Here is an 18393-nt window from a genome sequence, read left to right as displayed (position 1 = left end):
GCTTGATGCCGCTCATGGTCAGTTCACCACTGTTCTCAAATATGTGGCTTGGAAATTAGGCAAANTAGACATCTCCGAAAATCCTCAAACGCCCTCTATCGCTACTTTTTGAGCCTCTAGCACTCCTGTGCCGGGTTCTCCTAAAGTAACGGATTCATAGGCTTTTTCAGTTACATTAATAATAATTAATGAATTTTATTTCTGATATTCAATCATTTTTCAAAAGTATTCTGGGCAATTCTTAGATGATAATACAATCGCTCCTATTCGCCATCTTATTAGTCCACATACTGTCAAGATTACTGCTTCATAATTTTGGCTCTTTAACCGAAATCTTTCGGAAGCAACTCGATAAATTTTTATCAGTCTTATTAAATGTTCGACTACAATCCTTTGTTTGGCTTTTAACCGATTTTCTTCTCGATGTTCAAGGGATATTTCTTGATTCCTCGGTTTCTTATGTGGTGTATTAATTGCTGTTTCCCCTACATAAGCTTTATCCCCCCTGTATTTTTGATGATTCCCCAATTCCTCCCTTCTTTCTCTCCACAATTTCAGATCGCTTGTTGCTCCGGTATAACCCACAGCTACATCCACTATTTCTTTCCCGCTCGGCATGACAATGACTTGATTTTTAAACGTATGTGTTTTTTTCTTTCCTGAGTAATATTTTTTCTGCTCTTCGTTGTCTATTGGTCTTTGCATGGGCTGTTCATAGCTATCTACTATTAACTCAAATTCCAGCAGAATTTCTTCTACCCACTCCCAATCACTCTCGTTTTTTTTTACTTGCTCAACTAAACTGGCTGGCAGTAATTCTCTGAAGATTTTTATCCAGTTATGGAAAATATCATTCGCTGTTGATTCACTCACTTCAAACTGTAACCCTAACATTTGAAATGTGGGCATCTGATGCAGATAAATTAGAGTTAGTAAGATTTGTTCATCGACAATAGCCTTTTTGTTTGCTGGGGATTCTTGTCCAGATAGCCTCTTGATTTAGTCATCTCTCCTTGGGGTAAAATCTAATTTTACCATCAAGTATCCCTCCCCATTTTTATTTCGGAGATGTCTAATGGATAACTCTACTTTTTATTACTTGTTGGTTTCGGAGACTGACAGAAGAGGGCTAATTTAATCGTTTTGTACTTGATAGTTTGTCTTTGCTTTCCTCGACTTTTGTGCAGAGAGACGCGCCATGGCACGTCTCTACGGAGTTGATATTAACGCACCCACAATTTAATCGTTTTGTCCTTACTTGCACTAACTAAACTATTCCTATCGGGACTAAATTTAATCGAATGAATATCATCTTGATGTCCGGTTAAGGTATTTAATAATTCTGCCGTTTTTAAATTCCATAGTTTAATAGTTTTATCTCGACTGCTACTAGCAATAATCAGGTTATCGGGACTGATGGCGACGGATAAGACATCGTTAGAATGTCCGGTTAAAGTCTGAATTAACGCTCCAGTTTCTAGGTTCCAAACTTTAACGGTATCATCCAAGCTACCACTAACAATAATTTTACCATCGGAACTAATTGTCAGCGATCGCACTCCTTCTAAATGTCCGGTTAAAGTATTTAACAATTCTCCTGTTTCTACTTGCCAAATTTTAATGGTTTTATCTTGAGAAGCTGTAACTAATCGTTGACCATCGGGACTAAAAACAACCGCATAAACCTGATCTTGATGATCGGTAAAATTCTGCAAAATTTCTCCCGTTTGTCGATCCCAAATTTTCACAGTTTTATCCGCACTCGCACTGGCAATTTTTTGATTATCGGGACTAACATCAATTGACCAAATCGTGGCTAAATGTTCTAGGGGTGCATACTCTTTTCCAGTAGTCAAATTCCATTCTAAAATCCGCCATAACCCACTTCCAGAGGATATTTCTGTGCCATCGGAGTTAAAATCTACAGCATAAATTGGGGAGAAATCTCCCACTAAACTTTTAATTTCTTTCCTAGTTTTAATATCCCACAATTTCAAAGTTGTATCTTGACTCCCACTGGCAATTGTTTGACTATCGGGACTGAAGGTAACAGCCCAAACTGCATCGGAATGTTGGGCGAAATTTTCAGGAGTTACGGTTTTCCAAAATACTTTATCCTCACATTTTTGGATCAGGTTTTTAAGTGATTGATCCTGAAAAGAGGTTTCAGTAATATTTTCAGCTTCGTTTAAACATTGATCATATTTTCCGGCGACTAAAAGTTGCTGAATATTATTAATTTTTTGGGTTTGTAATTCTTGTAAATTTCTCGATTTCTGATATTCAGAGATTGCCCAAATTATTCCCAATAAACTAATCAATCCTAAACCCAAAGCCAGTCGGGGAGAAAACCCAGATTTTTGAGAAGGTTTAAACTCTATATTTTCAGGGGGAGAAAAGGAAGAAATCCAGCCAAAATTACGGATAAATTTAGCAATTTTAGTTAAAATAGATTGGGGTAAAACTTGTTTTTCAATAATAGCAATATCTTGATCATTTAACCCTAAAAGTTGTTGAAATCGTTTCAGTTCTTCGCGAGTTTCTGGACTAAATGGGTATTCCTGTTGCATCGTGGCAATTAAAGCTTGTTCATAACGTTCTCCCTTTTCATGATATTTACGATAAGGGTTTAAAATTTCATCTTCAACCGCTTCTGCATCTTCGGGTAATAGTTCTAAACTTAATCGTAATTCCTCTAAAATTTGCCGACCGATAATTGAAATTTCTCCTCGATGATGGTTAGCACACCGTTGAACTTCTTCTCGATAGATTTCCAGCTTAGAAAGATTAGGTGCCGAGGCAGAACGCAGGGTTTTTATGGCTGATAAAACTTCATCAACAGATTGATAACGTTGGTGATAATCAGACCGCACCATTTTATCAATAATATCGCCCAATTCAACACTGACAATTGCCAAATGTCGCCAGAATATTTCACCTGTATCTGAACCATTATTTCTTCGCAGTTTTGGCAATTCGGAAGCGGGTAAACCCGTTAATCCTTGAATGGCAATCATCCCCAAAGCATAAATATCACTATTAAAATGGGGATGACATTGGAACTGTTCAATGGGCATATATTCAAGGGTTCCCACCCGACTGATGGGGGAATCTTGATGGGAGTTTAAATTAATTTCTTGAACGGCTCCAAAATCCAGTAAAATAAATTTTCCATCGGTTTGACGACGGATTAAATTACTGGGTTTAATATCCCGATGAATTACGCCCTGTTGATGAACAAATCTCAGAATTCCTAATACATCGGTGAGTAAATTAATGACTTGATTTTCTGTTAAGGGTTTGCCGGGTAACATCTCATCCATTAATGAGTGACCCGAAACATAGGATTCGACTAAATAAAATTCTCGATTTTCTTCAAAATAAGCTAATAGTTGGGGAATTTGATCATGTTGAGAGAGTTTTTCCAAAACCTTGGCTTCTTGTTGAAAGCGCTGACGGGCTACATTAACGAGTTTGGCATCTGCTGGAGTCAGATGCAAATGTTTAACAAAACACAACGACTCACCGGGTCGCCGAGTATCTTTGGCGAGATAGGTTTTCCCAAAATCCGTTGACTCAATCACGTCTATGACTTGATAGCGTCCGTCTAAAAGCTGACCAACCATAGCAAAAATATTGACCCTATTTTGTTTGATTATGACATTAATCGTGAATAAACTATGAAATGTTAATTTTCTCCCCTCGAATTGAATAATCAAGTAATTCTATTGGGTGCATTAACATAATATCTTTTCCTTGCAATTGTAGATGTTTTTTAATTTGCAACGAACAACCGGGATTAGAAGACGCGATTAATTCTGCCCCCGTATTGGTTAAATTTTCTGCTTTTTGCTGTCCTAATTCATCGGCAATTTCTGGTTGCAATAAATTATAAATTCCGGCACTTCCACAACACAAAGACGCATCCATGGGTTCGCGCAATTTTACCCCCGGAATTTGTTGCAGCAGTTGACGGGGTTGGGAGCTAATTTTTTGTCCATGTAATAAATGACAAGCATCTTGATAAACAATCGTTAATTCTCCAGTTTCTGTTAAAGGAGACAGGGTTTTTGTTAACCCAATTTCGACTAAAAATTCCTGAATATCTTTAACTTTTGCCGAAAATTCTTGCGCTGCTTCTCGATATTCGGGATCATCTTTTAAGATATGTCCATATTCTTTTAAGGTATGACCACAGCCCGCCGCATTAATAATAATAGCATCCAAACGAGTCCCAGAAAATCGGTCAATCATTTGTTTAATTAAGGTGTGGGACTGTTCGGTTTGTCCTTGATGTTCGGGTAACGCCCCACAACAACCTTGATTTCTAGGAATCACAACTTCACACCCATTGGCGGTTAAAACCCTCACCGTGGCTTCATTAACGGGGTTAAATAATAACCGTTGAACACAGCCTAAAATCACCCCGACTCGATAGCGTTTTTCCCCTTGGGCGGGAATAATAACCGGGAAATCTTCTCGAAAAGCATCTTTAGGAATAGCAGGTAAAATTGATTCCATTGCCGCTAAACGAGGAGATATTTTCGGTAATAAACCCGTTTTTCTGACTATTTTTTGTAACCCTAATTTTTGATAGATAAAAAGCGGGATTAAAAACGCCTTTAGACGCTTGGGATAGGGGAATAAATTAAAAATTAATCCTCGAATTAAACGGTCGGATAAACTTCTCGGAACATTTCTTTCAATTTGGGGACGGGTAGCGGCAATTAATTGATCATATTTAACGCCGGAAGGACAAGTGGTAACACAAGCTAAACATCCCAAACAACTATCAAAATGTTCGGCGCTGGTTTCTCCTAAAGCGGCGTCATTTTTAGAAATGGCATCCATTAAATAAATCCGCCCTCGAGGGGAGTCCATTTCCGTTCCTAAAACCCGATAACTCGGACAAGTTGATAAACAGAATCCGCAGTGAACACAGGTACTAATTAAATTAGGATTAGGGGGATTTGTGGAGTCAAAACCCGGAATTTCATTGGGGTTTAAATGGGGATTTTGCCCTAAAAAGTTACTGTCTTTAGCAGGAATTAATTGAGGGTCAATAATTTGATCAGAGGTTGGCATTTTAACAAGATTCTCCTAAAATAATTTATGAATTAAATTCCACCAACAAAACGATTGGGACTAAACTGATTTTGAGGATCAAATTGTTGTTTAATTTGACGCATCAAATTTAAACCATTTCCGGCATATCCCCAAACTTCTAACTCTTGTTTTAGGTCTACAGGTGCTTTTAAAATTGATAGAAACCCTCCTTGAGATTCACACCAATTTCTTGATTTTAACAGGGTTTGTGGAGAAATGCCGTCAAACCTTAATACCCCTAAACCGACTCCAGCATGAATAACGCCGATGGTTTGAGACTCGATTAAGGTTTTGACCGCAGAGGTGGGGGTAATTCCTATTTTACAAATAATAGAATCTTCAGATTCAGATTGCCAAATTAGCTGTTTTAATTGTTGCCATAAATTCTCCTCATCGGAGTCAGAATAAATTGCTTTTAACCCTAATTTTTCTGCTACTTCCATTAAGCGTTGCGATTGTTGTTGCACACTTTCGGGAATACTTTGGAACCGAACTATCAAACCTAAATTATCTCCAAATCCCAATTTTTTTGATAATTTAGATGAGATTAAATCCACAGCTAAAGGAGTTAAAGCAGAAGATAATAAAATTTGATTGACTTGGGAAATTCCCGACGCTTCTCCGGTTAAGATTACCGTCCCAGACGCTTCAACTTGGGGATAAACTCGCAGGGTAATTTGACTAATAATTCCTAAAGTCCCATAGGAACCTGTAAATAGTTTCATTAAATCATAACCCGCTACATTTTTCACAACTCGACCGCCAGCTTTAGCGATTTTTCCATCATAACGAACAATGGAAATCCCCAGGATCAAATCTCGAATACTCCGATAACGGTGTCGGAGAGAATTAGTATCCCCCGTGGCAATAATTCCGCCAATTGTTGCGGTTTCAGGATAGCTGGGGTCAAATCCTAAAACTTGATTTTCTTGAGCTAAAATAGCTTGCAGTTGGGAAAATTTTATCCCCGCTTCTACGGTGACAGTTAAATCGCCAACGGCGTGTTCAATTAGTTGATTCATACCCTGGGTACTAACTACAAAATCAATATTTTTGACCAGTCCTCCCCAATCAATTTTACTACAAAAACCGCAGGGTAAAACCTTTAATTGATGTTGGTGGGTATAGGCAATAACTTCCGCCAATTGTTCTTGAGTTTGAGGATATATTATCCCTTCAATTGGAGTTTCTGGTGCTAAACCTTGAATGATTTGTTGGTGTTGTATAGAGTCAATTTCGCCCCAGGGTTGGACATTTCCTGCCCCTAGGATTTTCTCTAATTCCTGTCGGTGTTTAGGGTTAGTGCTAGAAATTGCGTTCATTTAAAAAATTCAGAGATTGATTAAAGCAAAATTAAGTTATAACTATTCTATAGCAATAAATACCAGAATAGGTAATCAGGGAAACCCAATTTCAGCAATCGGTAGTAATTTTTTTAGGAGATGTATGGAACTCAAGGATATTATGGGATTAATTCATCCCGTATTGGCGGTGGTTTTTGTGTTTCCCCTAATCGGGATTTCTGTTTATATGGCATGGCAAACCCGTCAACGCCGTCTACATCGTTCTGAACCCGAGAATAAAACTAAAATTCCGGCAAATGTTGGGCAAGAACATTTAAAAATAGGTCGGTGGTTAACGGGTTCGGTGGTGGGAATTACGTTAGTTGGTTTGGCGTATTCAATTTATTTTAAGGGGGTTTTTAAAGATTTATCCCCCGAGAAAATGCCCCAAGCTATTTTTATTATTTTTATGTTTATATTCACGATTTCTTCACTGATTTTACTCTATAAAGCTAAACCAAATCAAAGGATTTGGCGAGGAGTTTTTGCCACGTTAACCGGAATGGGAATTGTAGTAATTGGATGTCAAGAGGGAGTTTTTAGACGAGGATATGAATGGCAAGTTTCTCATTATTACTATGGGGTAGCTGCGGCGTTATTAATGGTTTTTGCCTTAGCAATTGTTCCTGAAATTTATCAATCCAATCGCTGGAGAATCACCCATACGGTTTTAAATTGTATCGCTTTATTATTGTTTCTAGGTCAAGGGATGACGGGAACCCGAGATTTACTAGAAATTCCCCTCAGTTGGCAACAACAACATCTCTATCAATGTGACTGGAATCAGAAAACCTGTCCTCAATTGCCTCAAGGTTAAGCGTTAGAATCTTCCTCTCCAGAATTCTCTAAATTTTGGGGGGATTGATCATTATTTTGAGCAATTTTTTTAATTATATTTTGCAAATCAGCAGATAATTCTAAAGGCAGGGTTCCCCGAAAATTAACATCCCGTTGGGGAAAAGGAATTTCTATTTTATATTGTCTAAACAGGGCTTCTATTTTAAAATAAAGATCACTTTTAATTAAAAACTGACGACAGGGTTTAGATGTCCAAACTCGCAATTCAAAATTCAATGAATTGTCCCCAAATCCTTTAAATAAAACTTGAGGATTCGGAATAGATAAAACTTCAGAATTTTCCTCGGCTGCGATTAATAATAAGTCTTTGACAATTTCTACACTGGAACTATAGGCGACACCAATCGCGAGACGGACACCCGAAACCGGATCATCATGATGCCAATTCGTTAATTCTGATTCTAAAAAACGAGAATTAGGGACAATAATCGAGACTTGATCTAAGGTTTTAATCACCGTACTTCGAGCTCCCACTCGTTCTACAGTTCCCATATAATCACCAACTTGTATAAAATCTCCTATCTGAATCGGCTGCTCAAATAATAAGACTAAACCACTGCCAAAATTTTTAGCAATATCTTGAAATCCAAACCCAATTCCGACACTTAAGGCACTAGCTAAAATGGTTAAAGAACTTAAATCTAAACCCCAAACCTGTAATAAAACCAGGGTTCCTAGGGAAATAAACCCATATCTAAAAATTACGCTGACAACTTCTTGAGAACCTCGACTAATTCGAGTAGCATTTAATACCCGGGATTGTAAAATATCTGTGATTACTTTAGCAGAAACAATTAATCCCCAAACTAAAAGTATTAAAATTAGTAAGTCAGGAATAGAATAGGAGGATTTATTAATTGTAATCAGTTTAGATGTTAATGTGGAAATCAGAGTATTTGTTAATTGATAGCTTAAAATTCGGGTGAATGGGAATTGATTGGTAATATAAATAATAATTCCAATCCATAATCCTAATTTTATACTTTTTAGTGTTATAGTCAAAAATAATTCTAAATAATTTTGCTGATTATTGATAGGATTAAAACCGGGAGAATGATCAGCCAAAAATCCAAACAAACGACGAAGATAGGGATGCAAAAATTTACCTAATCCCCAATGCAGTAAAACGCCCAAGCACAGCACTAAGAAACTGTTAACTACTGCTTTTTTGATAAAATTACCACTCCGTTCTTTCCGGGCTTGATCAATTGATACTTGAATATTAGAACGCAAAATTTGAGCGTGATCTTCAGGAATATTTTGGCTTTGTGTATCCCCTTCAGTTACGGTCAGTAAATAGGAATTATTTAACCAGAGAGTGGGTTGTTGATTGATGGGTTTAACTTTAACTTCTACGGGTTGGGTTGATGTGGCAGCTTCTTGCAGTTTGGTACTAATCATTTCTGCTCGTTCTTGAGCCGTTAAATTTTCCGCTCCAGCAACTTTAAAAATAGCACGTCCATCTAAAGTAACTGCCGCAATATTGGATTGAAATAACGGTTGAAATTGTTCCTGTGCTGCTCCGGGTAAGGGCAATAAATAGAAACAGCAAATCAAAACCAGCAAAATAATTTTACTAAGGTTTATTCTCCATTTTAAGGACTTTTTTTTGAAATATTTCACAACTAAATTAGATTAAAAAGGACTGGGATAAGAATAAATAGCATAGGTATTACGGCCTTGTATTTTAGCTTCATAAAGCGCTTGATCGGCTTGAATAATTAAAGCCGTTGGTGATGTATTCGGTTCGGGATATTCACAGGAAATTCCAAAACTTAATGTTGTTTTTTTATAGATATAAAAATTAGTGTTTAGGTGGTGAAGTTGTTCTACTTCAAGCTGTATATTTTTAGTCACTTGGATCGCACCTTCTAGGGAAGTTTCAGGGAGAATAATCACAAACTCCTCTCCACCATAACGAAAAACGCCATCCCCCGGACGTTTGAGTGCACGCTTAATCGCTTGAGCCACTTGTTTAAGACAAAGATCGCCAGCCGGATGACCATAGGTATCATTATAGATTTTAAAATAATCTAAATCACAAATAATTAAGGAAACTAATTGTTTGTTTCTAGCCATCTGTCGCCAAATTCGCGGCAATTGTTCATCAAAATAACGGCGATTTCCCAACTCTGTCAGACTGTCAATAAATGCCAGCTTTTCCAATTGTAAATTCGCTGCTTTTAAGGATTCTTCCATTTGAATCCGTTGCTCAACCTCTGACTGAAGCTGATGATTTTTTTCAAACAAGGTGCGATTTTGGTATTCTAATTGATTATAAAGATTTTGGATCATCATTTGAGTTTTCACTCTAATAATTACTTCTTCTGGTTGGAATGGTTTTTTGATATAATCTACCGCTCCTTCGGCAAAAGCTCTAACAATATCTTCGGCTTGATCATGAATACTAATCATTATAATCGGAATCGCATAGGTGCGGGGATTTGCTTTAATCTGACGACAGAGATCATAACCATTAATATCAGGAAGTTGAATGTCTAATAAGATTAAATCAGGGACTTGGGCTTCAATTGTAGTCAGTGCCATTTGACCAGTGATAGATTTTCTCACCCGATATCCTTGCTCAACTAAAATTGCAGTTAAAACTCGTAAATTCTCGGGGTAATCATCAACAATTAATATATCACAAGGATTTCGGGGATTTTGCTCGTTATTCATTGCTTGGAGGATTGAATCTGATAAGTTAAATCAATAATGAGGTCAAATCTAAAATTTAATACCCATTCTTGAATGACCTGGCTCAACTCCAAAAATTCTTCTGGAATTTGATCAATTAATTGTAAAACTAAATCGTCACTACATTGGGTGGCAGCATGATGTAATTGTTTAATTAATGAATCAGGTAACCTCGCCAGTTGATTTTTTAATGCAGAACTGACCAAAGATGTTGTTATCTTGGGCAATGTTGTATAACTTAAATAGGATTCTTGATAGACATATTTCACTCCTAGATGTTCTCGAATTTTTTCTAACAAAACTTCTTCTTTAAACGGCTTACTGATCCAATCATTACATCCAGAAACTGAAATAGATTGTCGCTCTCTCTCAAAAACAGAGGCAGTAATCGCTAAAATTGGAATAGACCGTTGCTGTTCTTGACTCCGAATTTGACGGGCCGCAGCAAAGCCATCCAGAATTGGTAATTGCATATCTAAACAAATTAAATCCGGTTGCCAACTTTGCCAAAGCTCTAATGCCTCTTGACCATCGCCGGCTTCTTGTACCTCAAAACCGATCCTATTTAACATTTTAACTAATAATGACCGATTATCCGCATCATCATCCACAATTAAAATCCGAACGGGATTTTGATCCGGGGCAAGATGAATAATTTGTTGCTGATTTTGACTGGGGTAGAGGCTGGTTTCCCTATCTATTCTTGCTTGGATTTCAAAGCTAAAGGTTGAGCCTTGTTGGGGGATTGATTGCACTTGAATATCTCCCCCCATTAATTGGACAAAATGACGACTAATCGGCAGTCCTAAACCCGTTCCTTGACCCGATTGACGGCCGACTTCTGTTTGGGTAAATGCCTCAAATAATAAAGGTAATTCTTCGGCGGAAATTCCGGCTCCGGTATCTTCAATTTCAAATTTAAGATTGATTTTTTGATTCTCTTGTATTTCTTCTAATCCAGGGTGCAAGTTCAAACGTGAAAATCGGTTAGTATCCTGGTCAGTTTCCTCGTTTTCTGATGGTGGTTTAAATCCGGCACTTACTCGCAATTTAACCGCACCTGTTTCCGTAAATTTAATCGCATTTCCCAATAAATTAGCTAGAATTTGACGAAGTTTTCTTTCATCGGTAATAATATATTGAGGAACGGTATGAGAAATATTAAACTCAAACAATAAGCCTTTACTCTCGGCTTTTAATCGCAGCATATCCTTCATATTATCGATTAATATTAACAGATCAAATCGAGTTTCACTCAGGGTAATCTTCCCGGCTTCAATTTTAGAAAGCTCTAAAACATCATTAATTAAATCCAGTAAATGTTCTCCACTACGATTGATAATTTCGATATGCTTTCGGTGTTCTGCTAATAAAGAATTATCATTTTTCATGATTTGAGCAAAGCCTAAAATCGCATTCAACGGCGTCCGTAATTCATGACTCATATTGGCTAAAAATTGACTTTTGGCAGCATTGGCTGACTCCGCTGCTTTTTTGGCAATTTTTAATTCTTCAGTTTGCTCTTGAATCTTGGTAAAAAGTTGGGCTTGGTGAACCGCAACCCCTAATTGGCTGGCAATTTGAACCACCATTGAAATTTCTATGTGGTGCCATTTGCGAAAATCTGAACTTTGATAGGCTCCTAATAAACCCCACAGTTTATTCGCACAAAAAATAGCAACCGTTAAATAAGATTTAACTTGAAATCGTTCTAAAAAATTAATATAACAAGGACTAAATTTAGATTGATAAATATTTTCAACACATCGATAAGTAACTCCCCGGCGGTAAACACCACCTTGGGTTTCTTGCAAATAAGTATCTTCAACCACAATTTCAGATGTTGCCGTTAAGGATTCAAAGACACAATCGGAATTTAAAATTGCCGTTTGTACCATGACCGGATCTTGATATTGAGCTTTAATTAAAGGGAGCCAACCCGTTTCTACCGACTCAGCCACAAATTTTCCACTCCAGTCGGGGTTAAACTGATAAATCACCACCCGATCGCAATGTAATACCTTCCTCAACTCTACAGTTGTGGATTTAAAGATTTTATTCAAGTTAAGGGTTTGGCGCATTCGTTGAATCACACGAGCGCTGGTCTTTTCCCGTTTAATACTTTGTTGGAGCGCTGTTTCAACCCGTCGTCGCTCTTTAATTTCTTTTTCTAATTGAGCTTTTTGTTCTTGTAACTGTTTTTGTTGTTCAACAATGGTTAACTGATTTTTGACTCGAACCATCACATCTTCAATCTCAAAGGGTTTGGTAATATAGTCCACCCCGCCCACTTCAAAACCTTTGACTTTTTTATTAATTTCGGCCAGAGCACTAATAAAAATTACAGGAATATCCCGGGTTTGCGGGCAAGCCTTTAATTGTTTGCACAATTCATAACCATTCAAACCGGGCATCATGATGTCCAGTAAAATTACTTCTGGAGAATGACGATTAATTTGTTCTAAAGCCGCTTCTCCATCTAAAGCTGTATCAACTTCATACCCGGCATCCGTCAACACATGATAAAGCAGTTCCAGATTTTCTGGAACATCATCAACAATTAAAATTCTGGAAGCCGGGGCATCATTAGCACGGTTCAACATAACTTTTACCAAAATAATGGGTTTAGCCACACCCGAGAAGATCAACTTTTTCAGAATCATCCACTAAAAATTAGTTCAACCGAAACGGGTATTGAACCGGCTTAATCTAAAAGCCAACAGCATAATCAGTTATCACTAAACAGTTATCAGTTATCAGTAAAGAGAAAATCTCAATCTCTACTCTTAACGCTGAACTTTTATGGCTTAACGCTTAACTCTTAATTCTTAACTCTTGTGAGACTGTTTCTGTGCTGTGGACTATGCACGAATTAAAAAAATCCACCGCCATTCCTGGGGTGGAGCTTCAAACGTTCCATCCTAATATGGCACGGTTCTGATGGTCTTTTTTTGAGCCAAAGCGTCCTAGACTAGAATACTGTTCCAACAAAGACTCATCTTTAATAATTTGTCCTTACAGTTGCGATCGGGGTTTGGCGGTGTGTCAAACCCCTGACCCCCCTAGACTTGAGCGGCTTTGGGCGAACTCAAAGTCTCAGTATTGGTCTGAGTAGATTTACCGTTACTTTCTGCGTCTCCGTGGCGAGGTTGAATCACGCCATAACCACGGTGATTAGAACGCTTGTAGATCACATTAATTTCTTCCGTCTCCGCATTGCGGAACATATAAAAATCATGATCAATAAATTGAAGCTGTTCTAAAGCCTCGTCAACGCTGATCAGAGGCATCGCAAAATATTTGGTGCGAATCACCTCTGGGGGTAGTTCAGGAGAACGATCCCCGATCAAGTCTTCAACCACCGGATGCTCAATAACGACTTCACCGGTTTTAGGTAGATTTTGACTCTTATCCTGACGTTTTTCTTTGTACTTCCGCAGTTGGCGAGCAATTTTGTCGGCGACTAGATCAATGCTGGCGTAAAGATTTTCACTACTTTCTTGAGCCCGAATCACAGTTCCGTTGGCATAAATTGTCACTTCTGCGGTTTGTTTTGGATTGATCCGAGGGTTCCGGGCAACTGATAAATGTACATCCACTTCCGTTGTCAATTGTTCAAAATGACTGACAGCTTTTGTGATTTTTTGATGTACGTATTCATGAATTGCCGTCGTAACTTCTAAATTTTTACCCTGGATAACAAGCTTCATAAAGCTCCCTCCCGCTCATAATGTGGGCATATTCTCACCTTAACACTAACCTGATACCAAACTTCACCCATTACAGTTTTTTTTGATCCTGTGACAATTCTTGACTTTTCTGGGGTTAGGTTTCGTCCAAAACCGCTTGATTTTTTTTCTGATCTCTTGTACGTTTTTTCTGCTCTCCTCGGAGGTAAATTAAGTATTCATACTTATTATATTAGCATCAAATCTGTTACTCTATCTCCTGTTCACTTCTTTTTTTAACGGTTATTGTGGCTTTCCCCTGTCAAATTTATTACTTTGGATCGGTTCCCTATACAATAGCCTGGAATTGGCAACAATCCTTGGTTCAAGATCGCAAACTCAACCCCGATCTCGATGATGTGTTGATCCTATTAGAACATCCTCCTGTCTATACCTTGGGACAAGGAGCCGATTTACGATTTCTGAAGTTCGATCCCGACCAAACTCCGGCCGAACTCCATCGGGTCGAACGGGGAGGGGAAGTAACCTACCATTGTCCTGGGCAGCTAGTCGCCTATCCGATTTTAAATCTACAACGCCACACCCCTGATTTACATTGGTATTTACGGCAGTTAGAACAGGTGTTAATTCAAGTCCTAGACAGCTATGGACTCCCCGGAGAAAGAATTCCGGGATTGACAGGAGTTTGGATTAATCAAACCAAGGTGGCGGCCGTGGGGATCAAAGTCAGTCGTTGGATTACCATGCACGGTTTTTCTTTAAATGTTTGCCCCGACTTGAGTGGGTTTAAAGCAATTGTTCCCTGTGGTATTGCCGATAAACCCGTGGGTAGTTTAGCCCAATTTATTCCCGGGATTAGTTTAGAAGCAGTCCGTTTACAAGTTGCAGAAACCTTTGCTCAAGTCTTCGGACTGGAGTTGATTCCTCCTGACTTAAAATTAACAATTCATTAACAATTCTGTTAGAGCCCAAAGATTATTTCCCCCGCACTGGTAATCGTTGAAAATTATGTTACAATATCCGATGGATTAGGTATCGGTAGCCCTGTAATGCCCGAATCAGGAAAAATTTTTCTGTTTAGTGTAAGTCCTACTCGCTTACCTCCGAATTCCAATCTCTGCACACCACTCGATTTTAAGAGGTAAGTAATGACTATTTACGTTGGCAATTTATCGTACAGCGTCACAGAAGATGATCTTAAAGAGGTCTTTGGCGAATATGGAACGATAAAAAAAGTTCAACTTCCTATTGACCGTGAAACCCAACGCAAACGAGGTTTCGGTTTTGTAGAAATGGAAACTGAAGATCAAGAAGCCAAAGCTATTCAAGAGTTAGATGGGGCTGAATGGATGGAGCGCACCCTGAAGGTAAATAAAGCTCGTCCCCAAGAAGAACGCAGCAAATCCCCCCGTGGCGGCGGTGGCGGCTGGGGTGGCGGTGGTGGCGGTGGTGGCGGCTATTCCCGTCGCTAGGATCTTTTCACAAATTAAGAATGAGCCCTAGACGACCCAAAGACGACAGACGGGAATTTGTTCCCCTAAATTATCTTTATTGATAGTTGTTTTGAGTGTACAGGGGGTATTTGACTATCCCTTTTAAGCAAGTCTTAAAGAATCTGCCTCTGTTTAGGGGCAGAGTGTTAATAAGGCGTGGGATGAATTGTGGTCACAATTTGTGTTATACTAAGAACTGCTCTGTATGGGGAGTAAACGGCAAACACCAAGCCGTATGGGAAATTTTTTTTCTACCATGCTTCGATTCAAGTGGATATTCCCCGTGGTTGCTCTTGGAGGCCGTCTAAAGCCATCATAACCGCTTCGGGGAAACGGGAAAAGATATCTGATTCCCATTTGTTTCTGTCCGCTAAATTAGGGCAGCTTGTTAAACCAATCTATAATTTTAACTGGGAGAATATGGAATGAGCCAAGTCGTTCTCGGTGAAACTGAGCAATTAGAGTCTGCTTTACGTCGCTTTAAACGAAAAGTTTCACAAGCTGGCATTTTTGCCGATCTGAAAAAAAATCGTCATTTTGAAACCCCCGGACAAAAACGCAAGCGGAAAGAGGTAGCTCGCCATAAAGAACGCCGTCGCCTTCGTAACCGTAGACAACAATTTCAAAATAGTGAACCTTAAGGGGAAAAGCGGACATTTGCAGTGAGCAGTTAGTCGGCGCTTGTCCGTCATCAGTCAGACATAGTTTATGGCTAACAGTTTGCTGTACCTGTTCCTTAACCCATTAATTTTTTCGTTGGCCCTAGGCTCGACTCTCGACTCAATACGGGGTTATCCTCCCAGGGAAATCGTTCTGGGGGGAGAGTGTGCCACAGTTGCTCAATATGATGGGCTGGCATAGTCAAATATAAGATATCCCCGGGTTGCAGGAGAAAATTTAACAGTTCCCAACTGTGAATCGTTTGATAGGCAGTTTCAATATATAAGGGAACAAAATCAGCTTTTCTAGCAACCTCTTGGACTCGTTTCCCACAAAAAGGGTGATTGTGGGTAATCAAGGTTCCTAAAGCCACCCACAAACTATCGGCCGTAATTCCACTTCCTAAGATTTTTCCTCCCAGGGCAGCAGCAGCAAAGGCTGGAGCCGCGATTTCCGTTGTATTTAATACCGCTTCAAAATCAAAAATCTGTTGTACCATCAAGGCAAAATGGGAGTCATGGGTGCGAGTAATCACCCTTAGGCGAGGTGCTAACCCCCTGGCACTTAAAGCAATTTCTAAATTTCCCGTATCATCATTAGTAACGGCTAATAATGCTTCTGCTGCTTCGATATTAACACCTTTTAGGGTATTAGCTAAACTGGCATCTCCTTCAAAAATTGGAATTTTTAACCCCTTGGCGGTACTGAGAAAACGGCTATTAGGATCACGTTCAATAACGACTACTTCATAGCCCCGTTGATATAAATGTTGAGCAATATTTAATCCTAATTCACCTAATCCACAAATAACATAGTGATTGCGTTCGGGAACTCTGGTCGCATCCAGATAATCTTTCAAACGAGTTCCTAAAATAAAATCATTTAATAGGGCATAACTAATTCCGACGACGCCAGTGCCCATTAACATCATCACCACTGTAAATATTTTAATACTATCAGGGGAATGTTCAACTACTTGTTCATTACCTCCGGCTCCGGTAATCATCCCCACGGAAAAATAGAGAGAATCCACAAAAGAATAAGTCGGATCGACAAAAATATAGGTTAAAGCAGCACCTAATATAGTTAGGCATAAAATCGAACTAACAATTAAAGCTGATTTAGCATATTGTTTGAATTTTTGTAGTCCCCGTTTTAATTTAAGAAAGCGATATTTGAGATCCTTTTGAATTTGATGGGGTTTGGGTTTGATAGCTATAATTAAGCGATCGCCTACCTGTAACTTTTGATCCGCCATTACCCCAGAAACTAAATCAATTTTATCTTTAAAAGGTAAATAATAAATTAACATTCGATTGGAATCAGCCCATAAATCCCTCAAACTATTTCCTAACCAGGGATGATCTTCATCGATTAATTCTTCATGAATCGGCCAAGTTTGATTAAATAATTCTAGTTGTCCAATCGCCTGATTTCCTAAAGCCGCAAAGGCAAATACAGGAGCAGCCAGAGCCGAAACGCTCATGGTACTATGTTCGGGTAAAGTTTGATTCAGGCGCGATCCTAAATTGGTATTAAATAAACGATTAATAATCCGAATCTGAGGATTTAAAATTCGGGCTTGCATTAAAATTGCTAAATTTGTGGCTTCATCATTTCCGGCTAAAATCAAAGCGTTGGCTGTCTTCACCCCGGCGGCTAATAAAGTTGAAGCTGATCGCCCATTTCCCACCACCACATCAGACCCTTCCTGGGGGATAGGTTTATCGCTGATACCCACAACAATAGCTCCTTGTTGCTTCAGGAGTCTAAAAATCTGATATCCCGTGCGACCTAAACTACAAACAATGATTCGAGGTTTCATAGGTATTGTTGTCATCTAAAAGCAATCTCAAGCCAACGTTCCCAAAATTTAGTCACCACACCGAAATTATCAACGGTCTGATTCCCCCGAAACTGTATCTAAAAACACTAACTCCCATAGAAAAGTGCTTTCAGAATTCATCATCCGTAAAAACCGGAGGCCATAATTCATTAATCGATAACTCCCAACCGGGAAAAAGTTCTGGCAGGGTTAAAATATCTCCATTTCCGAGTACAGTGGGTTCCTCTGTAGAGCTATAAACCGTAACCGTTAACTCATCAGGATCAATCAGAATACCAACTTGCGCCCCTAACTCTAAAAACTGATTAATTTTCTTTTTTAAAGGCTTGATGCGATCGCTTTGGGATTTAATTTCTACCACTAAATCAGGGACTAATTCAGCAAAATAACGCACACTTTGTCTAAGACGGGATGCACGAACAAAAGAAACATCCAGGGCGGTAAGATTGCTATCCGGTAAAATAAAACCCGCAGCAGAGTCAAAGATACGACCTAAACGACGAGGATAAACCCAATTTCCCAATAGTCTAATGAATTCGGCTCGAATTTCACTGGAGACAACATCTGATAGCCCCCTAATCTCAATCTTCCCGTTAATTAATTCTAACTGATAATCTAAACCGCCTTCGGAGAGATTTTTTTGGACTTGCTCTAAATCTTTAATTGTCATCAAAGACATAAAAATAATCTCCCATTAGTAT

The 18393-nt window shown here is 38.8% G+C and carries 14 protein-coding genes; 4 read left to right on the top strand and 10 right to left on the bottom strand.

All coding sequences use genetic code 11. The features are described 5' to 3' along the window. Nucleotides 1-219 precede the first annotated feature (219 nt). The 4 genes from PL9631_RS22215 to PL9631_RS22200 all read right to left on the bottom strand — a co-directional run bounded on the left by PL9631_RS22215 (nucleotide 220) and on the right by PL9631_RS22200 (nucleotide 6428). A complete protein-coding gene (locus PL9631_RS22215; protein WP_269321674.1) occupies nucleotides 220-939 on the bottom strand; it encodes a transposase in 720 nt (239 codons plus the stop codon). 284 nt (nucleotides 940-1223) lie between these two features. Further along, the gene (locus PL9631_RS22210; RefSeq protein ID WP_083624317.1) at nucleotides 1224-3626 is read right to left on the bottom strand and encodes a serine/threonine-protein kinase; all 2403 of its coding nucleotides are present in this window, start codon (nucleotides 3624-3626) and stop codon (nucleotides 1224-1226) included. Between the two features lie 52 nt (nucleotides 3627-3678). Further along, nucleotides 3679-5085: a (Fe-S)-binding protein gene (locus PL9631_RS22205; protein WP_083623736.1), complete on the bottom strand. Its 1407-nt coding sequence runs from the start codon at nucleotides 5083-5085 to the stop codon at nucleotides 3679-3681. A gap of 32 nt (nucleotides 5086-5117) precedes the next feature. After that, the gene (locus tag PL9631_RS22200; protein WP_083623733.1) at nucleotides 5118-6428 is read right to left on the bottom strand and encodes an FAD-binding oxidoreductase; all 1311 of its coding nucleotides are present in this window, start codon (nucleotides 6426-6428) and stop codon (nucleotides 5118-5120) included. Nucleotides 6429-6552: 124 nt separating this feature from the next. Between PL9631_RS22200 and PL9631_RS22195 the strand changes: the two genes are divergently transcribed. After that, nucleotides 6553-7266, top strand: a complete 714-nt coding sequence (locus tag PL9631_RS22195) for a DUF4079 domain-containing protein (protein ID WP_083623731.1) — start codon at nucleotides 6553-6555, stop codon at nucleotides 7264-7266. On the opposite strand, the gene PL9631_RS22190 is transcribed toward PL9631_RS22195, so the two are convergent. The 4 genes from PL9631_RS22190 to hpf all read right to left on the bottom strand — a co-directional run bounded on the left by PL9631_RS22190 (nucleotide 7263) and on the right by hpf (nucleotide 13714). Next, nucleotides 7263-8873 carry a mechanosensitive ion channel family protein gene (locus PL9631_RS22190; protein ID WP_231516820.1) on the bottom strand — a complete coding sequence of 537 codons (1611 nt, stop codon included), beginning with the start codon at nucleotides 8871-8873 and terminating at the stop codon, nucleotides 7263-7265. The genes PL9631_RS22195 and PL9631_RS22190 overlap by 4 nt on opposite strands. Before the next feature lie 69 nt (nucleotides 8874-8942). Beyond that, nucleotides 8943-9986, bottom strand: coding sequence for a diguanylate cyclase domain-containing protein (locus PL9631_RS22185; protein WP_083623729.1), 1044 nt, complete (start codon nucleotides 9984-9986; stop codon nucleotides 8943-8945). Next, nucleotides 9983-12637, bottom strand: coding sequence for a response regulator (locus PL9631_RS22180; protein ID WP_231516819.1), 2655 nt, complete (start codon nucleotides 12635-12637; stop codon nucleotides 9983-9985). Before PL9631_RS22180 ends, PL9631_RS22185 begins: the two co-directional genes overlap by 4 nt. A 429-nt stretch (nucleotides 12638-13066) precedes the next feature. Beyond that, nucleotides 13067-13714, bottom strand: a complete 648-nt coding sequence (hpf, locus tag PL9631_RS22175; protein WP_083623726.1) for a ribosome hibernation-promoting factor, HPF/YfiA family — start codon at nucleotides 13712-13714, stop codon at nucleotides 13067-13069. A gap of 266 nt (nucleotides 13715-13980) precedes the next feature. Here hpf and lipB point away from each other — a divergent pair, with 266 nt between their 5' ends. The 3 genes from lipB to rpsU all read left to right on the top strand — a co-directional run bounded on the left by lipB (nucleotide 13981) and on the right by rpsU (nucleotide 15827). After that, the gene (gene lipB, locus PL9631_RS22170; RefSeq protein ID WP_407947605.1) at nucleotides 13981-14646 is read left to right on the top strand and encodes a lipoyl(octanoyl) transferase LipB; all 666 of its coding nucleotides are present in this window, start codon (nucleotides 13981-13983) and stop codon (nucleotides 14644-14646) included. Nucleotides 14647-14841: 195 nt separating this feature from the next. Next, nucleotides 14842-15165 carry an RNA recognition motif domain-containing protein gene (locus PL9631_RS22165; protein WP_083623721.1) on the top strand — a complete coding sequence of 108 codons (324 nt, stop codon included), beginning with the start codon at nucleotides 14842-14844 and terminating at the stop codon, nucleotides 15163-15165. 446 nt (nucleotides 15166-15611) lie between these two features. Continuing rightward, nucleotides 15612-15827: a 30S ribosomal protein S21 gene (gene rpsU, locus PL9631_RS22160; protein ID WP_026788585.1), complete on the top strand. Its 216-nt coding sequence runs from the start codon at nucleotides 15612-15614 to the stop codon at nucleotides 15825-15827. Nucleotides 15828-15922: 95 nt separating this feature from the next. On the opposite strand, the gene PL9631_RS22155 is transcribed toward rpsU, so the two are convergent. Continuing rightward, a complete protein-coding gene (locus PL9631_RS22155) occupies nucleotides 15923-17671 on the bottom strand; it encodes a potassium channel family protein (protein WP_083623719.1) in 1749 nt (582 codons plus the stop codon). A gap of 130 nt (nucleotides 17672-17801) precedes the next feature. After that, entirely contained in the window at nucleotides 17802-18371 is a 570-nt protein-coding gene (locus tag PL9631_RS22150) for a Uma2 family endonuclease (protein WP_083623717.1), read from the bottom strand. Nucleotides 18372-18393 lie beyond the last annotated feature (22 nt).

Origin of the sequence: Planktothrix paucivesiculata PCC 9631, from assembly GCF_900009265.2 — a bacterium.
In the GTDB taxonomy this organism is placed as follows: Bacteria; Cyanobacteriota; Cyanobacteriia; order Cyanobacteriales; family Microcoleaceae; genus Planktothrix; species Planktothrix paucivesiculata.
The sequence above is the reverse complement of the archived record's forward strand: the minus strand, read 5'-3'. Positions and strand labels throughout refer to the sequence as shown.

What these genes read in the sequence shown, in the direction of transcription:
- PL9631_RS22205 (WP_083623736.1), bottom strand. Translation starts at nt 5,085, where the DNA reads ATGCCAACCTCTGATCAAATTATTGACCCTCAATTAATTCCTGCTAAA.
- PL9631_RS22195 (WP_083623731.1), top strand. Translation starts at nt 6,553, where the DNA reads ATGGAACTCAAGGATATTATGGGATTAATTCATCCCGTATTGGCGGTG.
- rpsU (WP_026788585.1), top strand. Translation starts at nt 15,612, where the DNA reads ATGAGCCAAGTCGTTCTCGGTGAAACTGAGCAATTAGAGTCTGCTTTA.
- PL9631_RS22200 (WP_083623733.1), bottom strand. Translation starts at nt 6,428, where the DNA reads ATGAACGCAATTTCTAGCACTAACCCTAAACACCGACAGGAATTAGAG.
- PL9631_RS22165 (WP_083623721.1), top strand. Translation starts at nt 14,842, where the DNA reads ATGACTATTTACGTTGGCAATTTATCGTACAGCGTCACAGAAGATGAT.
- PL9631_RS22155 (WP_083623719.1), bottom strand. Translation starts at nt 17,671, where the DNA reads ATGAAACCTCGAATCATTGTTTGTAGTTTAGGTCGCACGGGATATCAG.
- PL9631_RS22150 (WP_083623717.1), bottom strand. Translation starts at nt 18,371, where the DNA reads ATGTCTTTGATGACAATTAAAGATTTAGAGCAAGTCCAAAAAAATCTC.
- PL9631_RS22210 (WP_083624317.1), bottom strand. Translation starts at nt 3,626, where the DNA reads ATGGTTGGTCAGCTTTTAGACGGACGCTATCAAGTCATAGACGTGATT.
- hpf (WP_083623726.1), bottom strand. Translation starts at nt 13,714, where the DNA reads ATGAAGCTTGTTATCCAGGGTAAAAATTTAGAAGTTACGACGGCAATT.
- PL9631_RS22185 (WP_083623729.1), bottom strand. Translation starts at nt 9,986, where the DNA reads ATGAATAACGAGCAAAATCCCCGAAATCCTTGTGATATATTAATTGTT.